We start from the raw sequence: 22651 nt of genomic DNA, 5'->3' as shown, positions 1-22651 counted from the left end.
ATGACCGAGTTCATCGACAAAGCGGCACGTTTCCAGAGGTTCGCAAGACGTTCTCCCCGCCAGGCTGCTCGGGCGCTTTTCGTGGTCATGCTCGACCGCCTGCGCGCCGGATTGATCCGGCCCGCGAGTCGCAGCGGGTTCCTTGCGTCGGTCTATTTCACGTTTTTCAGCAGTCGCTTCTATCGGGAGCATCGCGCCGTTCTGTCTGGGATCGTTGCCAATCTGAACAGCGACATCGCCGTCCAGAGGAGCTCGTCGCAGCTGCGCCGCAACATACATCGCGTTGAGAAGGGGCTGATCATGCGCCCAAGGAGGGCCGTATTTGCGGAGGATTACATCGAGGCCACCGTATCTCTGTTCCTGCGCGGCGCGGCTGGAACAGCGCTCGACCGCGATGAGCTGAAATGGGCAGCGGACGTGCTGACGACCTATTTCTCGATAGTTGCCGAGACGCCCAGGATCAAGAAGGCAAAGGAGCGTTTCCTCGCATGGCCAGGTCAGGCGCCGACACCAAGCTTCGTGCCTTATCCAAGCTCTAGCCGTACACGCAGCGACATCAGCTTCGATCAGCTGTATGCACTGTTTTCGGAACGGCGCTCGGTTCGATGGTATTCTCCCGCGCCGGTTCCTGAGGATCTCATCGAGAAGGCCATTTCGGCGGCCTCTCTTGCTTCCTCCGCCTGCAACCGCCAGCCCTATTCGTTCCTATTGTTCCGGGATCCGGAAAAGGCCGCTCACATTGCATCCCTTGCCGGCGGGACGGGCGGTTTTTCGAAAAACATCCCATGTCTGATCCTCGTTGTGGGAGACCTCTCCTACTATGTACATGAGCGTGACAGGCACTTGGTCTATATCGACTCGTCCCTCGCTTCGGCTCAGTTGATGCTCGCCTTCCAGACACTGGGCCTGTCGACCTGCGCAATCAACTGGCCCGATGTCGACGAACGCGAAAGAGCCTTGCAGGCGGCCGTGGGATTGGAGACTCATGAGCGGGTGATCATGTTCATTGCGGTGGGCTACGCCGACCGGGACGGTCTGATACCATACTCTCAGAAAAAAGGGGCGGACCTCTTGCTTCAAGCGCTATGACCTTGACATTTGAAATCAGAAAAGCCGGATTTGAGAACAAGGGGGCGGCGATGATGCTCATCGCGGCCTCACAGGAAGTGAAGGCGCGGTACCCCGCTGCGCGGGTTGCGATGGCGCCCGATGCCACCAGCCCATATGAACTCCGGGCGCGATATGGTCTTTGGCACAGGGCGGAGCTAGTCCGACGTGGGATCGATCTCGGCAAGATCGTCGAGCTCGCCCCGGGCAAGTTGCGTCATCGTTTCGGATTCGTGACGGGCGCGGAGGTGGATGTGATCCTCGACGCCGCCGGCCTAGCCTATTCGGACCAATGGGGCCCGCAGCATACCGAGGATTTGGCCCGCCGGGCCGTCGCTTGGAAGCGCGCGGGCAAGCGCCTCATTCTGCTGCCTCAGGCACTTGGTCCGTTTGGTACGGATCGCATTCGCCGCGCAATAAATATCGTTGCCGACCACGCGGACCTGATTTTCGCGCGCGATAAATACTCGATGGAAAACCTTGTCGGTGCCGTAGGCGGCCGTGCATCGATCCGGCTTGCGCCCGACTTCACCAATCTGCTGGTAGCTCGTCCGCCCGCCAATCCTCCGCGAGGCGAGAAACTAGTGGCGATCGTGCCAAACGCGCGGATGGTCGACAAAACCAGCGGTGACGTAAGCGGCAACTATGCGGGTTTTCTGCGGCAAGTGGCGAGCGTGTTTCAGTCGGCGGGAATGACCCCGTTCTTCCTGATTCATGAGGGCGCCGGCGATCGAGTGTTGGCCGAGCATGTCAACGCACAGCTCTCCGAACCCATTCAGATATGGACGGCAGGGGACCCTCTCGAGGCGAAAGGGCTGATCGGCAAATGCGGCGGACTGGTCGGCAGCCGCTACCATGCCCTGATCAGCGCCTTGTCTCAGGGCGTACCCGTGATTGGCACGGGCTGGAGCCATAAATACCGGGCTCTGTTCGAGGACTATGGCTGCGAGAACATGCTGGTCGATGTGTCGGCTAGCGAGGAAGGTCTCGAGGCCAGGCTTCGCTCCCTCATCGACGGTAGTCAACGCGCCGCGCTCTCAGATGAACTCGCAGAGCCCGGGGCGCGAATCAAGGGCGGTGTGCAGCAGATGTGGAAGGACGTTTTCCAGCTTCTTGACAAGGCTGCCTGACCTGCGTCTGTGCTGGCATTTCAACTGGGCATCCGGAAATCAAGCATGACTCGCGCGCCACGATAGTTCGCTCTTATCGCACGCAAGACCTTGTAACGACCTTGAACAAGACTCGCGTGAAATAGTACGATCAAGCGATCGTTGCAACCGTCGCGCATGGTGTTGAACCTGACGATTGATTGTGTGGTCATCGATGGCCCGCCTGCCTATGGGACGGGATATCAAGTGGCGCGCTATCCCACACTTCCTGCGCTCTATGCGACCTCGCTCAATTGCGTCGAGTTTTTATGATATGCTTCGGCCTAGCGAGCAGGAGATATGCGGCTCTGGGCAGATCTCTTCGGCATAAGATTTCTTGCCCATTTTCAGAGGTAACATAGCCCGCGGTGCCTCCGGCGTGGCACACTTGATCGAGTGAGTATGCCCATTTCGGGGGTCTCCCGTACGCATTTGATCCGCGCCTCCACGGCGACTGGTACTTGGCTGTTAGATCGGAGCTAGGCTTTTTGCAAACTGTCGAGAGAGTGGTATATGTGAAAACATGTGGCGGTCACAGGAAATCATACCTGATTACGCTGAGTGATATCTTTGGAATGGAAAGAGCTTTTGGGCGTATTACTGCTAAGATGGCTTATAATTTGATATCTTGCAGGAGATTATTGTTTGCTACGCTCGACGAACATTTATTTTCATTCGTCTGTTTCTCTCTAGTAAGAAGCCTTCTTGGGAAGAATACTGTCGCGTTATTTCTGCGGCCGGAGCAATGTTTCTTGCCAGGCAAGCTTAAATACCGTCTAAAATGGCTGCTTTTCAGAGCTTTGCGACACCTTCCCGGTCTCACAGTTGTAGCCATAACCCCGTTCGATGTTGTGGCCAGATACGCTCAGGTGGCCACTGCAGGTGTGCGCGACCCAGAGTATTGGGACTTGCATGACGGTGTATCCGTTCTATCTGCGAAGGAGACCAGTCTATCTGCCCAACTTCGCTCGATGGCAGGTCGCAAGCGCCTGTGCACTGCGGTCGGCGTTCTGAATTCCGGGAAGGGCTTGGAGTTCCTTGCCGACGCTCTGGAGCAGTTTCCGGAAATCAAGGAACACACTCAGATTGTGGTGGCGGGCTCAGCAAACCCGCACACCCGCGGCGTGTTAAAAAAACTTTCTGCTACAGGAGCGGTCGTGATAGACCGTTTTCTTTCTGACGCCGAACTGCTGAGTTTGATAAGTACCTCAGAGCTAATCTGGGCCTGTTATAATCCCGCATATGATCAGGCCTCCGGCATTTTTGGTCGAGCAGTACAACTGGGCTCGGTACCTATCACTCGTGAGGGGGCAGTGGTTTCTCGGCTGGCGTTCGAGTCCGGAATCCCCTTTATTCCAGTGAGATATGGGGACACTGAGCAGTTGGCGGAGGTCTTGATCGCAGGACGGTCAATTGTCGGTGACCAGATAGGTCCAGACCACGGCGAGATTGGTGAATGGCGTCGGACTTTTATCGAGGTTATAAATGCAGGTCTGGCAGGAAGGAGTTGATTATAGTCAAGGACCTTCTGACCAATTGAGGTATTTTTCAAGTATCAGACGGAATGTACGCAACTATACAAACTCGTATTCGGAACAAGGATTCTTATGGTAAATGGAAGGAAAGGCCGTTCCCGGGGTGTGCGCTCGGTTGTCGCGGCTACTTCTGGTGTGGCTCTCTGGTTTGCGGCTTTTGCGAAGGCGCAAGACTTCGAAGGTCAGCTATACCCCCCTATGAATGCTCCGCTTGAAGTTCTTTTTGCGCAGGGGCGTAATCTGTCACTTGGAGCCATGTTGATAGCGGTTGTCGTGACGTTAATGGTGGGGAAGGGGATTCGCCGTACAGACTGGCGCAATGCGTCAATGTACATAGCAGCAGTTAACGTGTTCATTATTTTTAAGCTATTTCTCTATGGTAACTCGGAGATATTTATCTTAGGGTCATTCGCGATAGCTATTCAAATACTAGTGTTTGTAGTATGTGCATCACGCTACGAGCGAGAGAGCTTTGATGGGTCAAACCTCATGCCTCACGTAGTAAAGGTTATCTACATATTTTCGATTCTGTTTTTGTCATGCAACGTGTATGCCTACATCTATTTTCCGGGTAGCTCGGCTGTCAAGTTTAGTGGGAGATTTTTCGGTGTAACCGCAAACCCGCAGCACTTGGCGATGGTGTGCGCTTTGTGCGTGCCGGCGCTATTGTATTGTGTCGTTCATTACGGAGTAAAAAGCATTGTTGGAGTGTCGGCGGGAGCCATGTTGGCGTGTGTCCTTTTTCTCGAGTATCAATCAGGATCTCGGTTAGGGTTTTTTGGGACGCTGCTGTGTATTATTATCGGTTGTCGGGTTTTTTTGGACCGGCGCCGTATCGTTTACGTGTTGATTGTATCCATTTTGGCGTTACCCTTGGCTTATTTCTCTTTTTATGATTCAATATCAGACTTAATTCGATCGCGTTTCGTGGAAGGGCGTTCAGATACTCGGTCTGAGTATTGGGTCGCAGGATGGAATCAGTTTCTTCAAAGTCCCTTGATTGGGAGCGAGCCAATCGGAGAGCCGGCTAAGTATTATTTTACCGTAAGTTCTTGGATATCTGCGGCATCCAGCGGGGGCGTGATAGCGTTGGTATTTTTGCTAATGTTTCTTATATCTTCTATCGGATATGCTTTTAACGTTAATAGATTAAGGAATCGTCGTGTGGATACGGAACACGTGGACCTATATTTATCGGGCATTGTGTTGATTCTCGCCATAAGCGTCTTTGAGGCCGTGTTCCTTGGTGTATTTTCCTCTCATACAATGATGGTCTATTTGTATATTGCTGGTGCTGGTTCTCTAGTCGGCGCAAAAAGAATCCTGAACGCGCCGCATCGCGAGTTTTATGGTGCAAGCGGACTTGGTGTTAGGCACCTGCGATGAACACAAATAGATGGAAATAGCTATGACGACACGTAACATCGAATCGATTGCGTTCGCTTGGTCCGGTCTTCCAGACTACGCAGCTAGATGCATTCGTGTCGTAATTGACCGATTTCCTGGACGCGTGACAGTGATTGGAACCCGGCCGGTTGTGCCGATTGCAGGCATGGAACGTTCTCTCGGTCAGGCTGTACACTGGATTGATGGTCGGGACGCCAATGCGGACTGGACGCGCTTGGGCATACGCCGGCCCGACTTATTTTTCCAAGGAGGATTTCACTGGCCCGCCTTCAATTCGCTCGCTGTCCACTGCCGGTCGAACGGCGGAAAAGTGATCTTGCAAACCGATTCGAATTGGCAAGGAACCCTGCGGCAGCACCTGCTTGATCCGATACGACATAGCGCTCTTTTGAGACGGCGCTTCGATGGCGTGTTTGTGCCAGGCGTTTCGGGAACAATATACGCCGAGCGCATGGGTTATCGGCCAGGCACGGTGCTCCAGGGAATGTACGGCGCCGATCCGGCGTTGTTCAACGGGGGTGCACCCCTGCATTCTCGCCCCAAGCGCTTTTTGTTCGTTGGAAGACTGGTGCAGGTGAAGTTCGTTGTTGCCCTGGCGCAGGCGTTTGTGGACTTCGCTGCTGATAATCCGGATTGGTCGCTTCAGATCTGTGGGGCCGGGCCATTGCGGGACCAACTGCCTCGTCATCCCTTGATCGAAGTCTCCGATTTTCTTCAGCCGGCGCAACTTGCTGATGTGTTCCGGAATGCGCGCTGTCTGGTCCTTCCATCCCTGTCCGAGCCCTGGGGCTTGGTGGCGCATGAAGCTGTACTCAGCGGATGCGCTCTTGCCTTGTCACAAGTTGTTGGCGCGGCATCGGACCTCGCAACGAAAAGCAACTCGGTTTTGTTTCGTCCCGGTGATGTGAATGCCATCACTGACGCCCTGCGGTCCATCGCTTCCTGGGATACGCACCACTGGCAGGAAGCAGAAAGCGCGTCTCGATCGGTGGCCACGAAATTTGGGCCGGAGCCATTCGCCAATGCTGTTGCTCGGTTTATCGACAAAATGCACAGCGAGATGTGAGTCGAGTGACGGACGGAGAATTCGGTGTCGTGTTTCTTGAGGCGGCTGGATCGATCTGGTTGCAGAGATGGTCGGTCATATGAAGGTCGTGCAGGTTGTGGCATCAGTTGCTGCGGAAGCCTCAGGTCCAAGCTATTCGGTTCGGCGGCTGTCCGATTCTCTGTGCGAACGGGGAATGGAATCGCAGCTGTGGAGCACGATAACGAGAGGGCAATCGGACCCGAACGTTGCGCGCTCCCGTGTTTTTCCCTGTGATTTTGGCCAAGTACCGGTCGCCAAGAGACTGTGTTTTTCAAGGAGGCTTCACGAGGCGTTGGATCGATCAGCCAGCTCCGGGGCGATTTTTCACTCGCATGGGCTCTGGCTGATGCCGAATGTCTACCCCGGCTGGAGCGCGGCGCGATATGGGCGACCATTGATTGTATCTCCCAGAGGGATGCTGGGTGAAGCTGCGCTTCAATTCTCTTACTATAAAAAGCGGGCTTTTTGGGCAATGGCACAGAAGCGCGCGCTCCACCCCACAGCCTGCTTCCACGCTACCAGTCTGCAGGAATGTCTGGAACTACGTGCTTTTGGACTGACCGCGCCGGTGGCAATTATTCCGAATGGCATCGATTTGCCTTTGTTGGCCGAGAGGCCAAGAGAGGGTGAACGAATGCGAACTGTACTTTGCCTGAGTAGGATACATCCCAAGAAAGGAATTGATCGTCTTATTGAAGCATGGGCGCGTATAGAAGCGGAGCATTGCAATTGGCAACTTCGGGTTGTCGGTCCTTCCGAGAAAGGGACCAGGGAGACACTGGAACGACGCTGCAGGGCACTCGGTTTGGCCAGAGTGGTTTTTGAAGATGCCGTCTTTGGCGAGGCCAAGCAAGAAGCGTATCAGGATGCCGACTTGTTCGTTTTGCCTACTTTGAATGAAAATTTTGGTATGGTGGTGGCCGAAGCCCTGGCGAATGCGACACCGGTAGTCTGTACTGTTGGCGCGCCATGGAAGGGGCTCGCCGAACATCGATGCGGTTGGTGGATAGATCATGGAATAGAGCCACTTTCCGCGGCCTTGAAAACCGCCATGGCGATGCCGCGACCGTCCTTGGATGCAATGGGATCGCGTGGCCGGGCATGGATGGAACGCGATTTCTCATGGCAGAGGATCGCTGCCAACATGGTCCATGTCTATCGCTGGTGTGTCAAAAGCGATGAGCAGCCGGACTTTGTGCTCACTGATACATGATCGATGCTTCGAGCCAAACTCTCGCTCGCGCCAGGCTCGCTGCCCGCAGTCACAAAAAGGAGGCCATCACCGGCCTCTAGATGATTGGACAAGATGGATCCCGCTAATTTAGCCTCGCATGTAGCCGCCAATCGGGCGTCACGGAAGTGGTCCAGGAAGGAAAAGCTGGGTCGCTCCCTTTGGGCTCTTATGGGGCCACTGTTCTCGCTGAGCCCAAGGCTTCTGTGGGGATGGCGGCGGTTTTTGCTCAGGCGGTTCGGCGCGACTGTCGGCAAGGACGCGCATGTCTATCCCTCTGTGCGGATCGCCATTCCATGGAATCTTGTCATCGGTGACTCCGCTGCCGTTGGCGACAGAGCTGTGCTCTACGCCTTGGGAAAGATCAGTATCGGGGAGGCCGCCACAATTTCGCAGGGTGCACATCTATGTGCGGGTTCGCATGACCACAGGGATCCTCGGATGCCGCTCACGAAACCGCCGATCTCCATTGGTGCCGGGGCATGGATCTGCGCCGATGCATTCATCGGTCCGGGAGTCACAATTGGTGAACGAGCCGTGGTCGGAGCCAGGGCTGTCGTCGTACGTGACGTCGGTCCCAATCTGGTTGTTGTTGGGAACCCGGCCAAGAGCATCGGTACACGCTGATATCAGAGTCAAAGATTGCCATCACCGTCGGGTCCCCGTCAAGAATGAAGAGGCGAACCTCGGAAAATGCCTTTCTCGTCTGAGCCGGTTTTCCGAAGTAATTGTAGTCGACTCTTCCAGCACCGATTGCACTCCCGGCTATTGCAAAACGAATACGGTGCGAACATCGTTAAATTGAGTTGGGACGGTTTCGAACGTGGATGAAGGTACTGTCGTGGTCGGAAATTTAGCACGGGTTGTGGGTAAACATGAAATGCCATCAGTCTTGATTCTGACCTACAACGAGGCAGTCAACATTGCAGATTGCATAGCATCAATACCTTGGCGCGAGCAAATCTATGTACTTGATTCGGAAAGTACCGACGGTACTGCCAAGATAGCAGAGGAGATGGGAGCGGTTGTTGTAACGCGACCTTTTACTGACTACGCAGATCAACGAAATTTTGGTCTAACGTTGCCGGGCCTCGATGAGTGGATTGTTATGCTTGACGCGGATGAAAGGATGACGCGTGAGCTAGCAGGGGAGATCGAACATCACATTGAGACAGCAGATGCAAGCGTCGCTATGTTTCGGGTTCGGAGAAAGGACCTGTTTCTGGATCGCTGGCTTCGACGCTCCTCGGGATATCCTACTTGGTTCCCTCGGGTATTTCGCCGCGGAAAGGTTCTGGTAGAGCGCAAGGTAAACGAGAGTTACCGTGCCGACGGTTCTGCCAAGGAGCTTGAGGGCCATATTCTCCATTTTCCGTTTAATAAGGGCTTGGACTGGTGGCTGGAAAGGCACAATCGCTACTCAACGATGGAAGCGAGACTGATTAGGGGAACGCCAATTACATTGAATACAGTAAAATGTTTAGTGTCTAGAGATCCCGGTGCTAGGCGCGAGGCACAGAAGAACTTGGCTTACAGGATTCCTGGACGCCCGTTCTTAGTATTTATTTATCTTTATATTATTCGCCTTGGAATATTGGACGGTGCTGCAGGGTACCAGTTTGCCTGCCTTAGACTGGCTTACGAAATTATGATAGATGCAAAAGCCGCTCACTCTTCGTATTATGACGCGTCGCCAAAGACTTAAGTACGGAAATTTGTCTAGATGGTGGTATCCGTGGGCCTATTTATTATTCACATACTTTCTTAAATTCGGGTTTCTCGCTGGGTCAGGTGGATTTCAGTACGCTTTCTACAAAACATGGTATTTTCAAACGATTCGGTTGTTAATTTCTGAGCGGAAAGGAACGTATATGAGAGCTTCTCTGCGTGTGGGTCTGGTATTCTGATGCGCCAACTTAGAATTTTTTTGGAACGGATGATGCGTGATCAGGTACGCCGTCGCCGAATGCCTCAGGAATTTGGCGGTTTGCCGATTATGGTCTCTACGGCCGGAGGGTTGCGATATTTCTTCAAGCCAATTTCCCAAATCGACCCGGACCTTCTTTCAGCGGCGAGAATGTTGATAAGGAAAGGCGATACCGTTTGGGACATTGGCGCCAACATTGGGCTTTTCACCGTCGCCGCGGCTGGTTTGGCCGGTTCGAAAGGATGCGTTGTTGCGTTCGAACCAGACACTTCCCTGGTGGCTTTGCTGCGCAGCACCGCCAGCCTTCAGCCTAGTGAAGCCGCAGAACTGCTGATCATCCCCGCGGGAATGGCGGGCGTAATGGGCTTCAGGTCGTTTGCCATTGCCAGCCGCGCACGAGCCTCGAATGCGCTGGCCGAATACGGAAATTCGCAGACGGGCGGTGTCCGTGAGTTGCAAACCATCGTGTGTTTGTCTTTCGATGACTGTCTTAAGTTGCTGCCATCCCCGGATGTCGTGAAAATCGATGTAGAAGGGGCGGAGGCGGAATTGCTTGGTGGGAGTTCTCGCCTCTTGAAAGAGGCGCGTCCGGCCCTGGCTATCGAGGTTTCCCCTCGTAACTCCGTTGAAATTGGTCGTATCCTGGTCGGGAGCGGTTATCGGCTATTCGACGGTGCCAAACCGCTCCTGCCAAATTCCGATATTGAGAGTCCTGCGTGGAATACAATTGCTATCCCTGCCGAGAAGGCTGGTAGGTTTATTCAGAGTTGAAGGGGTGTGTAACATCACCTGGCCGGCTGATTAACGGTCGCGGCCTTTGCCTTCATCAAGAACTCCAGGCTGTCGGGGTCCCGACCTGGGATTTACGCATGAAGGCAAAAAGCGCCGTGCTCATGCCGCTCGGAACCAGTGAGCTCCAGGCTCTCACCAGGTGAAAGATGGCGGCCTTGCCGGCATGATAGGCCGGCTCGGCCTCCCAGGAATGCAAGGCGATCTCATATCCGGAAAAGTGACGCCGCAACGCCGATCTGGTGTTCAGGCGATAATGGGCTTCGAAGACATCCTCGTTCTTGCGACCTGGCTGGGCGAAATGCAGGATTGCCGATTTGGCGTTCTCCGGCAGCAGTTGGTTGACGAGCGCCACATAGCCGTACTTGTTTGGCGTCCGCACGCAAATCCAGCCACCTGGCGCCAATATCCGGTCGAGTTCCGCGGCTGTATTGGCAGGGTCGGGCAGGTGCTCGAAAACGTGATCGGCGATGATGATATCAACCGAGGCATTGGTTAGCGGTATATGAGACCCATCGAAGACCACAGCTTCGTCTATGGAGGGGTTCTCCGATACGGCCGGATCGACGTCGACACCAATTACCCTTCTCACCTTGCCTTTGAGATTCCGGAGCGAACGGCGGTAAGGCAGCTTCTCGTCGGTGTACCATCCTCCGCGCCCGGATCCAAAATCCATGGCAACCATGTTCTCTGAAAGAAGGGCATTCACTCTCGTGTAAAACTGGATTGTTCCGTCAACGCGACTGAAGCCGCCAGCGAGCATTTCTGGATAAGTCCTGGATTCAAAACCGTGGCTCATGTCCGACTTTCTGGGTTGTCATTTCTGGCTGGCGGATATCAAATCCATAATCAAATGAACAGGGCTACCCGTCAACCAAACTTTGGAAATCTGCCGCCTAAGTGCTTGATCCCATGCTGTGTTGGCATGTTTTCCTGGGAATAAACGAAGACGCGGTTGGTTAGGTTCTTCCCGGCGACGCCACGCCAGGTAGCCAAAATGAACAACGCGACCCGGACCTCGGATGGAGGAATTGTGAAAAGAGCAGAGATCAAACGTCGTTTCGCAGTGTTGACCTCTGGGGGGATTGTTGCGGCCTTTGCCCTTCTTGCCTTTTGCGGAAGAAGCAGCCTTGCGCAGTCGCCGCAAGACTTCGGTTGGGGCAACATTCCTGAGCTCTCCATGGCTGGCGATCTCAAGGCGTACTGGAACGTGATCGACGGCTCGAAGGGTGAAGCAGCGAAGAACGCCTACACCCGGGGCTTCGAGCCTGTGACAATCTTGAACACTTACGCGGACTTTCCCGGCGGGCAACGCGAGAACATCACCAGCGCAATAGGCAGTCACCATGTCAATCCGTGGCAGAGACCGCCATTCTTCGAACGCATCATCCGGCGCAACATCCAACGGGCTCCCCCAAAGGGGATCTATGTCCAGGACATAGAATTCCCCTTCGAGGAAGACACCAAGCTCGCTTGGCAAAACCAGGCGGCACGGCAAGCTTCTGGCGCGAAGTCGAGGGAAGCCTTCGACGAAGCCTATTTCAAACAGTGGGCGCAATGGTTCTGGCTGCCGCTGAAATGGACAAAGGAAAGCTATCCCACGGCTCGCGTTGGGCTATACGGTGTGCAGCCATTCCACCGCAGCATTTCCCCGGATGCGGCTCAAAACGACGGCACGCACAAGTCGGATTGGCGACTGTGGAAGTATATCGAGCCTTATGTCGATTTCTACGTGGCTAGCATATACGTTTTCTATGATCGGCCTGACGCTGTCTTATACATGGCCGCCAATGTCGAGGAGAATTATCTGCGCACCCGGTCCGTAAAGCCGCTCTACGCCTATGAGTGGCTGCGATTTCACGGCGCAAACAGTGCATTGAAGGGAAAGGAGCTGCCGTCCTATCTGGTCGAGGCGATGGCGATCGTGCCCTATTTCAGCGGCGCCAAGGGCGTCGTCCTGTGGGGCTATGAGCCTCAGGTGAAAACCGGGACGCAACAGCCTTACGAGCAGCTTTCGCTTTTTGTCCGGTCGCTTAAGAGGGTCGGCGCGCTTTCCGAGAAATTAGACCGCGGCCGGCTGCTGATCGACCGACCTGCCCATGAAGTATGGAAAGCACGCGGACCGTTGATCCGCAAAGTGATGGTGGACGGAGACGAATGCATCGTGATGGCGATCAACCCGTGGCAGGGTGACGACAAGCGCACAACATACCCCGTCCAGTGCGGCCAACTCAACGCCCAGATAGGTATCGACGGTCGTCGCGCAACGCTGGCGGTCCTGAACAGACAGGGGCTGCACATCTATTGACCCGAGGGACACAGCCTATTGCGCGACCGCGCAGCAATTTTGGCAAGCCAAAAAAACGGCGGCGCTTGCGGGCCGGCTGGTGGTGTTCGGCATTAAGCCGAGCCAGCGGGAAATGTTATGGCTATATCGATGTCATCGATGTCGCCGGCGAGCAGGACGGCGTCTGCGGCGCCTACCGTTTCGTCGAAAAGCCGGATCTCGCGACCGCGCAGAGCTATCTGACGGGCGCAATTTCTACCGGAACATTGGCATCTTCCTCTTTCGTGCCGACGCCATGCGCGACGCCTTCACTGCGTCCATGCGGCGCGACCTCAAGCCCGAGATCGAAGCGCGTGTCGGTCACCTGGTCGGTTGGCACATCAATCCGGCACCACCTCGGCCTGTGGATCGACCGGACCGCTCGCTGGCGACCGATGTGCCGGCGAGCATCTTGTACCATCTGGTCTGTGCGTTAACGCAGTATCTGGACAGCACCGCGCGCAAATCTCGGTAGAATGCTTGAGGCAATTGAAAATCGCTCGATTGAAGGGCTCACTATTATTGAACCAACAATCAAGCGATGGGTGCGGTCGTGCGGACGTTTCCGCTAGTGGTTCTCGCCTGACATAAGAGTCCGGCTTGGGATTCCCTTTCGCGGGTTTGCATGCGAGTCTGGCGCATGCGCACAGGAATATCCCTCACCGTTTCGTCGATTGATCGCCAGCGCCTGAATGCGCTGATCCGGGATCGCAATGCACCGCAGAAGCACGTTTGGCGCGCCGAGATCATTCTGTTGAGCAGCGACGGCGTCGGGACCGTCGAGATCATGCGGCAAACCGGCAAGTCCAAGACCTGCGTGTGGCGCTGGCAGGAGCGCTTCGCCGCCGAAGGGTTCCAAGGACTGTTGCGCGACAAGACGCGGCCCTCGCGCGTTCCACCACTCGGGCCTGAAGTCGCCGAGCGCGTGGTGGCGCTGACGTTGCAGGACCCGCCGGCGAGACGACGCACTGGACCGCAGACATGATGGCGCAAGCGGCTGGCATCAGCGCAAGCGCTGTGCGTCGCATCTGGAAGGCGGGCTTGTAGTCGTGGGCCAAGGTGCCGAGCCTTCCTTTTTTCATCGGCAGGCCCGGCTGGGTGCGGTCAAGCGCCTCTGGCTCGTCTCGTCGACCGACAGCACGATGGCCTGAGCAGGCGGATCGACATAGAGGCCGACGACGTCGCGCAGCTTGTCGCCGAACTGCGGATCGTTGACGAGCTTGAACTGGCGCCAGCGGTTAGGCTGCAGCCCGTGCGCAATGGCACGACCACGCTGTTTGCCGCCCTCAACGTGCTCGACGGCACCGTTATCGGCAAGAACATGCAGCGGCATCGCCATCAGGAGTTCATCCGCTTCCTCAACGCCATCGAGGCGTATGTTCCGGCCAGCAAGGCCGTCCACGTCGTCCTCGACAACTACGCCGCTCACAAGCATCCCAAGGTGCGGGCTTGGCTCGATCGCCATCAGCGCTTCGCTTTCCACTTCACGCCGACATCGTGCTCGTGGCTCAACGCGGTCGAGGGCTTCTTTGCCAAGCTGTCGAAGCGTCGCCTCAGGCGCGGCGTCTTCCACTCCGTCCTCGACCTCCAGGCCGCAATCAACCGCTTCCTCGAAGAGCACAACCAGCAACCAAAGCCCTTCAGTTGGACCGCCGACCCGACAAGATCATTGCCGCCGTCAAACGCGGGCAACAAATGTTAGATTCCATCCACCAGAGGTGATAGAGACGCGTGCTTGGCCATGGCGGGAGTGAGAATTTTTGTCGTTCAAGAAAGTAGTTTTGCTTGCACTTCTTGCTTTGGCGTTTGCGATCGGCTTCTTTGCTATCCTCGTGAAAAAGGGGACGCCTGTTCGTTCGCAACCCTCAAAGCCGCAAGCGGCGCTTGAGCCGTTTGATGGCAAGCTTTCCATCGAGGCAGTCGATGATCTTCGCGTCGCGGGCCGTAAGATTGTGCTGTGCGGCGTGGCGTTTACCAAGCCGCGATCCATGCGTGCCATGGTAACGGAGGTGGCGCGCCGGGACTATCAAGGGCTAGCCCTGACTTGCAAGCCGGTCGGCAAGGGGACGCCTTGCGACGGCAATGTCGCCTCGAAGTTTGGTGAGGCGATCGTTGTGCAATGCCTCACGTCCGATGGCACGGATTTGGCCGCAAAACTTGCCGAGAATGGCATCTTGTGCGGACAGCCCGCGCAGGCGGGTTCGACCTACAAATCTTGCTTATCAGGCTCGTAGCTCACGGTTCGCCAACTGCCCTCGCGTCGGCGCTCCCACGAATCGCGATTGTCATAAAGCTAAAGTCAAGTTGCGATAACGCCCGACGTCAACAAAGTCGGCCATAATCCCTGTACGAGGCATCGGCGCGTTGGCCGCCATCAAAGGCCACGAACAAAACCTGCCTTCGGACAATTTCCAGTGGGCCGGCAATGAAAATGGCAGGTCTAAACCTGCCAACGGAGTGTGTCCAATGAAACACAGCGGAAACCGAAAATTTATCTCGCAATTGCGAAACAGGTTGGAATCCACGCAAAAAGCTGTTACGCGCTTGTTTAATACCTTAGTGCTTGGGCGGGGCTGAGGTACGGTGGGACAAAAGGATCGAAACGAATGAACCTTACTGTAAAAATTGCGTTAGCTGGATTTGTCGCCTCGGTCGGGTTCGGCCCGGTTTCGTCTTTCGCTCAGGACACGTCGTGCACCTGTACGACTGTTTATCGGGGAGCGGCAAATTCAATTGGTTCCATCGGACGCGCCAATGGCGACGTGATGGTTTCTCAAGCTGCTGGTTATGGCCCTGCCAAAGCCGGAAATGCTCTTGATTTCGGCAGCCGCCTGGTGGTCGGTGCCAAAGGCTCGGCTTCCGTCAGTGTCGGTGGCTGCAACCTGGATGTGCCTGCGAATTCAAGCCTCGATATTTCTCGTGTCGAGAACAATATCTGCCTAAGAGTGTTGGGCTCTGAGCATACGGCTCAGATTCCTCCGGACAACAACAGGTCCAACACCCCGCTCTTTATTTTTGGGGGCATGGTTGGTGCGGCTGGTATCTTGGCTGCAACGCAGGATGACGACGACGGCGGCGCTGTCAGCCGTTAGGCGCAGTCAAGACATACAGCAGAGGCTGTGACCGCCTCTGCTGTATTATAAGCGGGTGCCTCTGTGGCTTGGTGCGCCGACTGGAGTCGGGCTTTTGATGGGATTCGTCAACCATCCGTGTTCATCTGTTAAGGCGGAGTGCGCTCGTCTTGGGCGGTCGTCTGGTTCGACTGGATGGCACAGTAATTGGTGGCGGCAACTCTGATCATTAGCTTGCACGATGAGCTGTCAGCGAATAGCTTGAATTTGGCATCTATCGTATTGTATGAACTTGACAAATGCGTCATTCGCTATCGTGCGGGTGGCGCATTTACCTGTCGTCTGGGAGAAGTCCTCGCGTTGGTTCATTGCGGCCACAAACGCCAATGATCGACCTGCATTCCCACATCTTGCCAGGTCTTGACGATGGCTCACTCAATCTTGCTGAATCGCTGGAGATGGCGCGGCTGGCGGTGGCAGATGGAACGACTCATATGGCATGTACGCCGCATATCGTGCCAGGCATGTACGAAAACGGATCGGCAAATATTGCCCCAGCGGTTCAGCGGTTGGAGCAGGCGCTACGCCGCGCCGCCATACCGCTTGCAGTTTACGTTGGCGCCGACGTGCATATAGCGCCGGATCTTCCGGAGCGATTGGCGCTCGGCAATGTGCCGACTTTAAACGGGTCTCGCTATTTTTTGTTCGAACCGCCGCATCACGTTTTACCGCCAAGACTGGAAGATCTTGCACTACGCCTCATAAACGCCGGGTTCATTCCGATTCTTACCCATCCTGAGCGACTAACCTGGATCAAGGCAAATTACGACGTTGTCGAAAGGTTGAATGCAATCGGCTGCCTTGTTCAGCTTACGGCAGACTCGATTGTTGGTGCTTTTGGACGTACGGCGCTTTACTATTCGGAAAAGCTGATTGACGAAGGCAGGGTAGATATTATCGCATCGGACGCCCATGGCGCCACCCGCCGGCGCCCTGGACTTTCGCAGGCCGTCGCCGCTGCCGCGAAGCGATGTGGGGAAGATGAGGCCCTCAATATGGTGTTAAAACGTCCAGGCGAAATATTGGCGAACCGGACTCTCGAGCCTGTCGGAACGGCACGCTCGAACAAACCAAGCTCCAGCAACGTCGGTCGCTTTGCGGGATTGGGTCGCTTGTTGAAGGGCGGGACCGCATGATGGGCGTTTTTCATTTCGCAACAAGCTGTGTGGGCACGATATGTGTCTTGCTCGTTTCAATCACGGTGTCTGCCTGTACGAGCACCTCATCAACGACACCGTCTTCACCGACTTCGGTCGATGCGCTGCAATTGACTTCAACGTCGGCCCCTCTTTCGGGCGGCGGTGCCCTGCAGGTCGTAAAGGAACTGCCTGCGCCGCAGAATACCCTGAACGGCAACGAGCAGCCGTTATCTCCAAACGATGTGCTCGAGGTGAATGTATTCCAGGTCGACAATCTGAACAGAACCGTTCAAGTCGACGCCGGTGGGCAGATTTCGCTTCCACTTATCGGGACGGTCACCGCGGGAGGGAAGACCGTCCGTCAGCTGGAGCAGGAAATCGAAACGGCCTACGGCGCCAACTATCTGCAGTCGCCCGATGTGTCGGTCTACGTCAAGGAATCGATCGGACAGCGCATTACCGTCGACGGCGAAGTCACTAGGGCGGGTATTTTTCCAGTGTCGGCCAATTCTTCTCTTATCGATGCGATAGCCCTTGCTGGAGGGTTCAAGCCCGTTGCCGACGCGGGAAAGGTCTTTGTCTACCGCAATATCGGTCAAAATACTTTGGTCGCCAATTACAATGTGGAGCAGATTCGTGCTGGCAAGAGTCGCAATCCACGCATCTATGGTGGCGACAAGATTGTCGTCTTCGCCTCAAAATCAAAAATCGCGCTGAGTAATCTTAAGGACGCTCTCGGTGTCGCCTCAAGCGCAGCCCGAATTGCCGTGATCCCGGGAATATAACCATGGCCCGTCAGAATTCAGGATACAGACAAACCTAGGATTATTTCGCACCATGCTCGATCGTAACAGACAGCATCAAATTGCAGGCCCCGTCCATGGCCAAGCCTTGTCCCCCGAGCTGTATTATGACGGTGCGCAAAACCATAGCTCGTATGGGCGCGATTACTTGGAGCAAGACGAGGGCTTTAATCCGCTCAGGCTGCTGTTTTACGCTGTCCAGTATCGCTGGCTGATCGTCATGATGGCGGCGGCAGGGTTTGTTGCCGGCGCAATAGTTACCATGATGCAGACGCCTAAGTATCAGGCAACAGCGCAGTTGGAAGTGCTGGTTCCTTCGGCAAAGGTCTTCCAGGACATCGAAGTGGTTTCTGAAAACGCTGACGTCCGCGCCTTTCTGACTGCCCGTGAAAAGCTGAAAAGCCGTGCTTTGGCGCAAAGAGTGGTGTTCCAATTGGGCCTCAGCGAGAAGCCGGACTTCCTATTTCCCACGTCGGACTTCTCCCTGAGCAATGTCTTCTATCGCGCCTTTGGAATCTCGAAATCGCCCTCCATAGAGGAGAAAACCCCAGAGGAACGTGAGGCCATCGCGATCGGGCGTATTTTAAAAGATCTGACAGTCAATCTAGTTACCAACACAAGTCTGCTGTCGATCTCGTTTGTCGATCAGAAACCGAAATACGCCAGTGATATCGCCAATCAAATGGCGCAAAGTTTCATTGATCAACGCCTCGACCAAACTAGCGAAACTTCCGACCTGGCCCGTCAGTTCATCCAGGAACAGGTTTTGCAGGTAAAGCAAAAGCTTCAGAAATCCGAAGAGGATCTGGTCGCTTATGCAAAGGACGTAGGCATTACGATAACCGGCGACGACAAATCGCTAATAGGGTCGAACATCGAGGCTCTGAATACCGCGCTCGCGACAGCAATCCAGGAACGTCTCGATGCCGGGCGGATGGTGGACCAGATCGACAAAGGTCGCGGGTCAAGTCTCGGCCCAGTGTTGGAAAGCGGAGGTCTGCAGAAGATCACCGACAAACTGGCGGATTTGACCAGTCAGTATCAGCAAAAGTTGGGTATATTGAAGCCTGGCTTTCCAGAAATGCAGCAGCTCCAGGCGCAGATCAAGGAGCTGCAACGGCTTTATAACAATGGCGTTTTGACTATAACCGATTCCCTGCGACAGAAATACCAGGAGGCTCAGAACAAGGAAGCTGACCTTAGGTCGAAGCTCGCTGAGATGGAAAAGCAACAGGTTATCTTCAACGACAAAAACATTAAATACACCATCCTGAAGCGCGAGGTTGACTCGAATAGGTCGCAGTACGATAACCTTATCGCTAAATTGAACGAGGTCGGCGTCAGCGCTGAGCTCAAGACACAAAGCGCGGCAATCGTCGATTTCGCGACACAGCCTAGCAATCCTTATTCGCCGCGCCTGAGCATCAATCTTGCGGTCGCCCTGGCTCTTTTCTTAGCTCTGAGCGCATCGATTATTTACATCATTGAGTTGTTGAACAATACGTTTACCAACCCTGAGCAGATCGAAAAGGAATTGGGATTGGCGATGCTCGGCATCCTGCCGCTTGTCGATGACCGGGAACTCATAGCCAGCATCGCCGATCCGAAGTCAGGACTGTCCGAAGCCTACCGTTCGCTTCGAACATCGCTGCAATTCTCCGGTGCCGAAGGCGCGCCGCGATCATTGCTGGTCACGAGTTCGGAGCCGTCGGAAGGTAAGTCGACCACCTCGTTCAAGCTCGGGCAGGATTTTGCAGCGCTCGGTGCAAGAGTTCTCATCGTCGACGGCGATCTTCGAAAGCCGAACCTTCATCGGCTATTTGGTCTCGACAACACTATCGGACTGAGCAATCTCCTGACAAACACTGTCCGCAGGGAGGATCTGGCGAGCATTTTCAGGGCGACGAAATATCCTAATGTGACCGTCCTGACCTCCGGAACGATCCCGCCGAACCCTGCTGATTTGCTCTCTTCGCCTAAGATGGCACTCGTAGTTACCAATCTCGGCAAGCGCTTCGATCTTGTGATAATCGATGCCCCACCGGTCGTCGGCCTTTCAGATGCGCCCATCCTCAGCCGGCTTGCCGAGGGCACATTGATGGTCATCTCTGCCAATCAGGTGACACGCAAGTCGGCGATGACAGCGTTGAAACGCCTGCGAGCTGCCGGCGCGAACGTGGTCGGAGCGGCGATGTCGAAATTTGCAGTGAACAAGTTCGATTACAACTACGCCTACAAATACATGAACTACCAGTATTATGACTACGGCACGGGTACCCCGAAAATTGAGGGCAAGATCGATGACGGCGCAGACCAGCCCGCTTATGCGAAATCTCCAGCGCTCAGGCGTTTGGTTCGTCGCATCCGCTCTAGTGTTGGCAGCTTCGTCGATCGGGCTAAGTCGGTTTCTTGAAACCGAAACGCCTGCCGTTTCCCTTGCGCTGGATCCGTTGAACGTCAATGCCTTAATAAGCGAAATCACCAACGACCTGAACGACGCAAGCAACGCTCCCGACCTCGATGCATTGCTCGACAAGGCCGGAAGGGCGCTTGCCTTTGATTTTGCGGACGCACGTCTTTACAGCCTGATCGGCGAGATTAAATACCGACAGGGGGAGAAGGACCAAGCCTATGAGCTCTTCGATCGAGCTCGAAAATTCTCCAAGACCGAAATCCACGCGCTCCAGAGGTCCATTAGTCACTCGATTGAAATAGGAGATCTGCCAAAGGCTGTCGGCGAGATCGATATGTTGCTACGGCGATGGCCAGACCGGTTTCCCGCTGTCGCCGAGGGTCTGCCGACAATCCTCTCGAGCACCGATGGATACCAGGCTGTTCTGGCAGCCATCAAGGCGGAGGCGCCTTGGAGAACCAATCTGTTCGCCACTCTTCGCAGAACTCCCGAAGGGCTCGATTCCGCAAACCGGCTGTTGCTCGATTTGAAAGACTCGGGCGCACCACCAAAATCGAACGAATTGTCGGCAGTTATCGGCGGCTATATTCTTCAGAAGGAGTATGAATCGGCATATCGGTTGTTTCTCTTCAGCCTGACTGATGAACAACGGAAGCTGGGCGGTTACATTTTCAACAGCACCTTTGAACCGGTGTACAGCCCCAAGCCTTTCGATTGGCAACTCCGCGATCAGTCGGGACTGGAAGTTACGTTTGCAACATCTCAGGGTGCGATCGAAGGTGAGGGGGGGGCGACGGTCCGCTTCTTTAATACGCCGGTCAGGAGCGCAGCTCTTCAGCAGTATATTCAACTGCCGCCCGGCTCTTACCAGATTTCTCTGATCGCCTCTGCAAGGAACCTGAAGCTTCCAAAGGAATTGTTCTGGTCGATCAAGTGCGTGGGGCAGGCCAGCGAAACAGCGCGGTTCAAAATTCCGGAGGGTACATACAATCGACAAGCCCTGAGTCAGGGTTTTTCGATTGGACCGGCTGGGTGTCCCATGCAATTGTTGAATCTGGAGACTGCCGCCATCGCTGAGAGTTGGCGGTTTCGATATGTCGGCACATTGGTAATGCACAAACTGAGCATCGAGAGACTTTCATCTTGAGTAACCGGCCATCGGAATGGGATAAGTATGTCCTTGGGTCGGTTCTATTCATATCGCTGCTGATCGGTGGCGGTACTGCAAGCGGCCTTTATACGGACACGCTGATTGAGATCGCAGCCATCGTCTCGGCGGCAGCGGTTTTTTCTCAGACCTCTGGTCAAAGAATACCCCGTTCTGTTTTGTGGCTGCTCATCTTCGCTGTGGCGTTAGTGACCTTGCAAATTGTCCCGCTGCCTGCCGCCATATTCAACGGGTTGCGACCAGAGCTGCTTTTCGCAAATCCCTGGTTGGCTGAAGAACCCCGATTTCGTTTCGTCAGTGTCGGAGTCGGAAGGACAATCGAGTGTCTGCTGTATCTGGTGGCGTCAGCCGCGTTTTTTTTGAGCGTATTCCGTTTGCGCACCGAGCAGGTCTATGGGCTTCTGCCGTTCTTTTTCATGGGCGTTATCTGCAATGGGTTGGCGGGAGCCATTCAATATTCGCTCTCTGACGACATCGCCATTGAAGGGTTGTTGCCTTTTACGATCAACGCCGGGCTTTTTGCCAACCAGAACCATTTCGCGGCTTTGCTTTTTGTTTCTATTCCCTTCGTGGTTTATTACGGTCTGTTTCGCGGACATCTTTTGTCCGGATCGCTCGGACTGGTCACGCTTTTGCTGCTGCTATTGGCCGCCGGTTCGCGTGCCGGTGTTCTGATTGGGCTGGCGATTACCGTATTATCCATCGTCTTTCTTTCGGCTCGTTCTAGGGTGAGTGGATTGAGCATCCTGGCGGTTTTCATAGGGCTTTCGGCCTACACGATAGGGGCCTGGACTAAGATGGATGCCGAGGCGGTTGATCCGGCTTTCGGGCGAGGAGAATTTGCCCGTACCACTATTGAGGGAATCAAAGAGAATTTGGCCATTGGTGTTGGATTTGGCAATTTCCAAAAAGCTTATCAGATATACGAAACGGAAGGAATGGTTTTCGAAAAATATGTTAACCATGCACACAACGATTACCTAGAAATAGCCTTCGAAGGGGGGGTAGTTGCAATAGTACTGATGGTATTTTATTTTATATTACTTTTTGCCCGGCTTATCAGAATTCGCCGGGATCCACTTCAAAAGGCAGCTTTTCTCTCGGTGTTTTTCCTTCTCATCCATTCACTGGTTGATTATCCATTGCGGACCGAAGCGCTTGCAATGACGTTTGCCTATATGAACGCCATTATCTTTCACAAAGGATTCGCAGATAGTTTGGCCCAGAAGAACGAATTGATCGAGATCGACCACAACGGTAGCATGTTGTCTGTTCCCATCGGAACTTTGTCGTCGTAGCAGACTGAGCACCTGCGGCCGACATTCGCCACACCTTCAAGCCATTCGGGTGGCGCTTAAGCTCTTCGGGAAAAGCAATCAGGTGTCGAAACGCGTTGCATACGCCGACGTTCGCCGCGGAGGTGTTCGCACGACAGTTTTG

At 54.7% G+C, this 22651-nt stretch carries 18 protein-coding genes and 2 pseudogenes; 19 read left to right on the top strand and 1 reads right to left on the bottom strand.

Going from position 1 to position 22651, the window contains the following annotated elements:
• The 9 genes from NKI58_RS12800 to NKI58_RS12760 all read left to right on the top strand — a co-directional run bounded on the left by NKI58_RS12800 (window position 1) and on the right by NKI58_RS12760 (window position 10213).
• On the top strand, window positions 1–1089 hold the full coding sequence (locus NKI58_RS12800) for a nitroreductase family protein (protein ID WP_352853280.1): 1089 nt from the start codon (window positions 1–3) through the stop codon (window positions 1087–1089).
• A 2-nt stretch (window positions 1090–1091) separates the two neighbouring features.
• Entirely contained in the window at window positions 1092–2237 is a 1146-nt protein-coding gene (locus NKI58_RS12795) for a polysaccharide pyruvyl transferase family protein (RefSeq protein WP_352853278.1), read from the top strand.
• A 593-nt stretch (window positions 2238–2830) separates the two neighbouring features.
• Window positions 2831–3766 carry a glycosyltransferase family protein gene (locus NKI58_RS12790; protein WP_352853277.1) on the top strand — a complete coding sequence of 312 codons (936 nt, stop codon included), beginning with the start codon at window positions 2831–2833 and terminating at the stop codon, window positions 3764–3766.
• 96 nt (window positions 3767–3862) lie between these two features.
• Complete coding sequence (locus NKI58_RS12785) at window positions 3863–5176, top strand: O-antigen ligase family protein (protein WP_352853276.1); 1314 nt, start codon at window positions 3863–3865, stop codon at window positions 5174–5176.
• Window positions 5177–5198: 22 nt separating this feature from the next.
• Window positions 5199–6263, top strand: coding sequence for a glycosyltransferase family 4 protein (locus NKI58_RS12780; RefSeq protein ID WP_352619791.1), 1065 nt, complete (start codon window positions 5199–5201; stop codon window positions 6261–6263).
• 67 nt (window positions 6264–6330) lie between these two features.
• Window positions 6331–7497 carry a glycosyltransferase gene (locus tag NKI58_RS12775; RefSeq protein ID WP_352853275.1) on the top strand — a complete coding sequence of 389 codons (1167 nt, stop codon included), beginning with the start codon at window positions 6331–6333 and terminating at the stop codon, window positions 7495–7497.
• Window positions 7498–7590: 93 nt separating this feature from the next.
• On the top strand, window positions 7591–8142 hold the full coding sequence (locus NKI58_RS12770) for an LbetaH domain-containing protein (RefSeq protein WP_352619818.1): 552 nt from the start codon (window positions 7591–7593) through the stop codon (window positions 8140–8142).
• 196 nt (window positions 8143–8338) lie between these two features.
• Window positions 8339–9220, top strand: coding sequence for a glycosyltransferase family 2 protein (locus NKI58_RS12765; RefSeq protein ID WP_352853273.1), 882 nt, complete (start codon window positions 8339–8341; stop codon window positions 9218–9220).
• Window positions 9221–9454: 234 nt separating this feature from the next.
• Window positions 9455–10213, top strand: a complete 759-nt coding sequence (locus NKI58_RS12760) for an FkbM family methyltransferase (protein WP_352853271.1) — start codon at window positions 9455–9457, stop codon at window positions 10211–10213.
• Window positions 10214–10268: 55 nt separating this feature from the next.
• Here the strand turns inward: NKI58_RS12760 and NKI58_RS12755 are convergent, their stop codons facing one another.
• The gene (locus NKI58_RS12755) at window positions 10269–11030 is read right to left on the bottom strand and encodes a class I SAM-dependent methyltransferase (RefSeq protein WP_352853270.1); all 762 of its coding nucleotides are present in this window, start codon (window positions 11028–11030) and stop codon (window positions 10269–10271) included.
• A 198-nt stretch (window positions 11031–11228) separates the two neighbouring features.
• On the opposite strand from NKI58_RS12755, the gene NKI58_RS12750 reads away from it, so the two are divergent.
• From NKI58_RS12750 to NKI58_RS12695, 10 genes and pseudogenes are all read left to right on the top strand, one after another.
• Window positions 11229–12539 (top strand): hypothetical protein, encoded by a 1311-nt coding sequence (locus NKI58_RS12750; RefSeq protein WP_352853268.1) that lies wholly within the window; start codon window positions 11229–11231, stop codon window positions 12537–12539.
• Window positions 12540–12846: 307 nt separating this feature from the next.
• Window positions 12847–13032 (top strand): annotated as a pseudogene (locus NKI58_RS12745) (hypothetical protein); the annotation flags it as partial.
• A 165-nt stretch (window positions 13033–13197) separates the two neighbouring features.
• Window positions 13198–14279, top strand: a pseudogene (locus NKI58_RS35540) (IS630 family transposase).
• 38 nt (window positions 14280–14317) lie between these two features.
• On the top strand, window positions 14318–14791 hold the full coding sequence (locus NKI58_RS12725; RefSeq protein WP_352619784.1) for a hypothetical protein: 474 nt from the start codon (window positions 14318–14320) through the stop codon (window positions 14789–14791).
• A gap of 372 nt (window positions 14792–15163) precedes the next feature.
• Window positions 15164–15649 carry a hypothetical protein gene (locus NKI58_RS12720; RefSeq protein ID WP_352619783.1) on the top strand — a complete coding sequence of 162 codons (486 nt, stop codon included), beginning with the start codon at window positions 15164–15166 and terminating at the stop codon, window positions 15647–15649.
• 365 nt (window positions 15650–16014) lie between these two features.
• Window positions 16015–16824, top strand: a complete 810-nt coding sequence (locus NKI58_RS12715; protein ID WP_352853263.1) for a tyrosine-protein phosphatase — start codon at window positions 16015–16017, stop codon at window positions 16822–16824.
• Entirely contained in the window at window positions 16821–17612 is a 792-nt protein-coding gene (locus NKI58_RS12710) for a polysaccharide biosynthesis/export family protein (protein WP_352853262.1), read from the top strand. Before NKI58_RS12715 ends, NKI58_RS12710 begins: the two co-directional genes overlap by 4 nt.
• 52 nt (window positions 17613–17664) lie before the next feature.
• Window positions 17665–20043: a GumC family protein gene (locus tag NKI58_RS12705; protein WP_352853260.1), complete on the top strand. Its 2379-nt coding sequence runs from the start codon at window positions 17665–17667 to the stop codon at window positions 20041–20043.
• Window positions 19931–21190, top strand: coding sequence for a tetratricopeptide repeat protein (locus tag NKI58_RS12700; RefSeq protein ID WP_352853258.1), 1260 nt, complete (start codon window positions 19931–19933; stop codon window positions 21188–21190). The genes NKI58_RS12705 and NKI58_RS12700 overlap by 113 nt, the downstream gene beginning before the upstream one ends.
• The gene (locus NKI58_RS12695; RefSeq protein WP_352853257.1) at window positions 21187–22509 is read left to right on the top strand and encodes an O-antigen ligase family protein; all 1323 of its coding nucleotides are present in this window, start codon (window positions 21187–21189) and stop codon (window positions 22507–22509) included. The genes NKI58_RS12700 and NKI58_RS12695 overlap by 4 nt, the downstream gene beginning before the upstream one ends.
• Window positions 22510–22651 lie beyond the last annotated feature (142 nt).

The sequence above is a fragment of the Mesorhizobium sp. M0522 genome (assembly GCF_040321085.1).
Taxonomy (GTDB): domain Bacteria; phylum Pseudomonadota; class Alphaproteobacteria; order Rhizobiales; family Rhizobiaceae; genus Mesorhizobium.
This window is presented reverse-complemented; position numbering and strand designations above follow the sequence as displayed.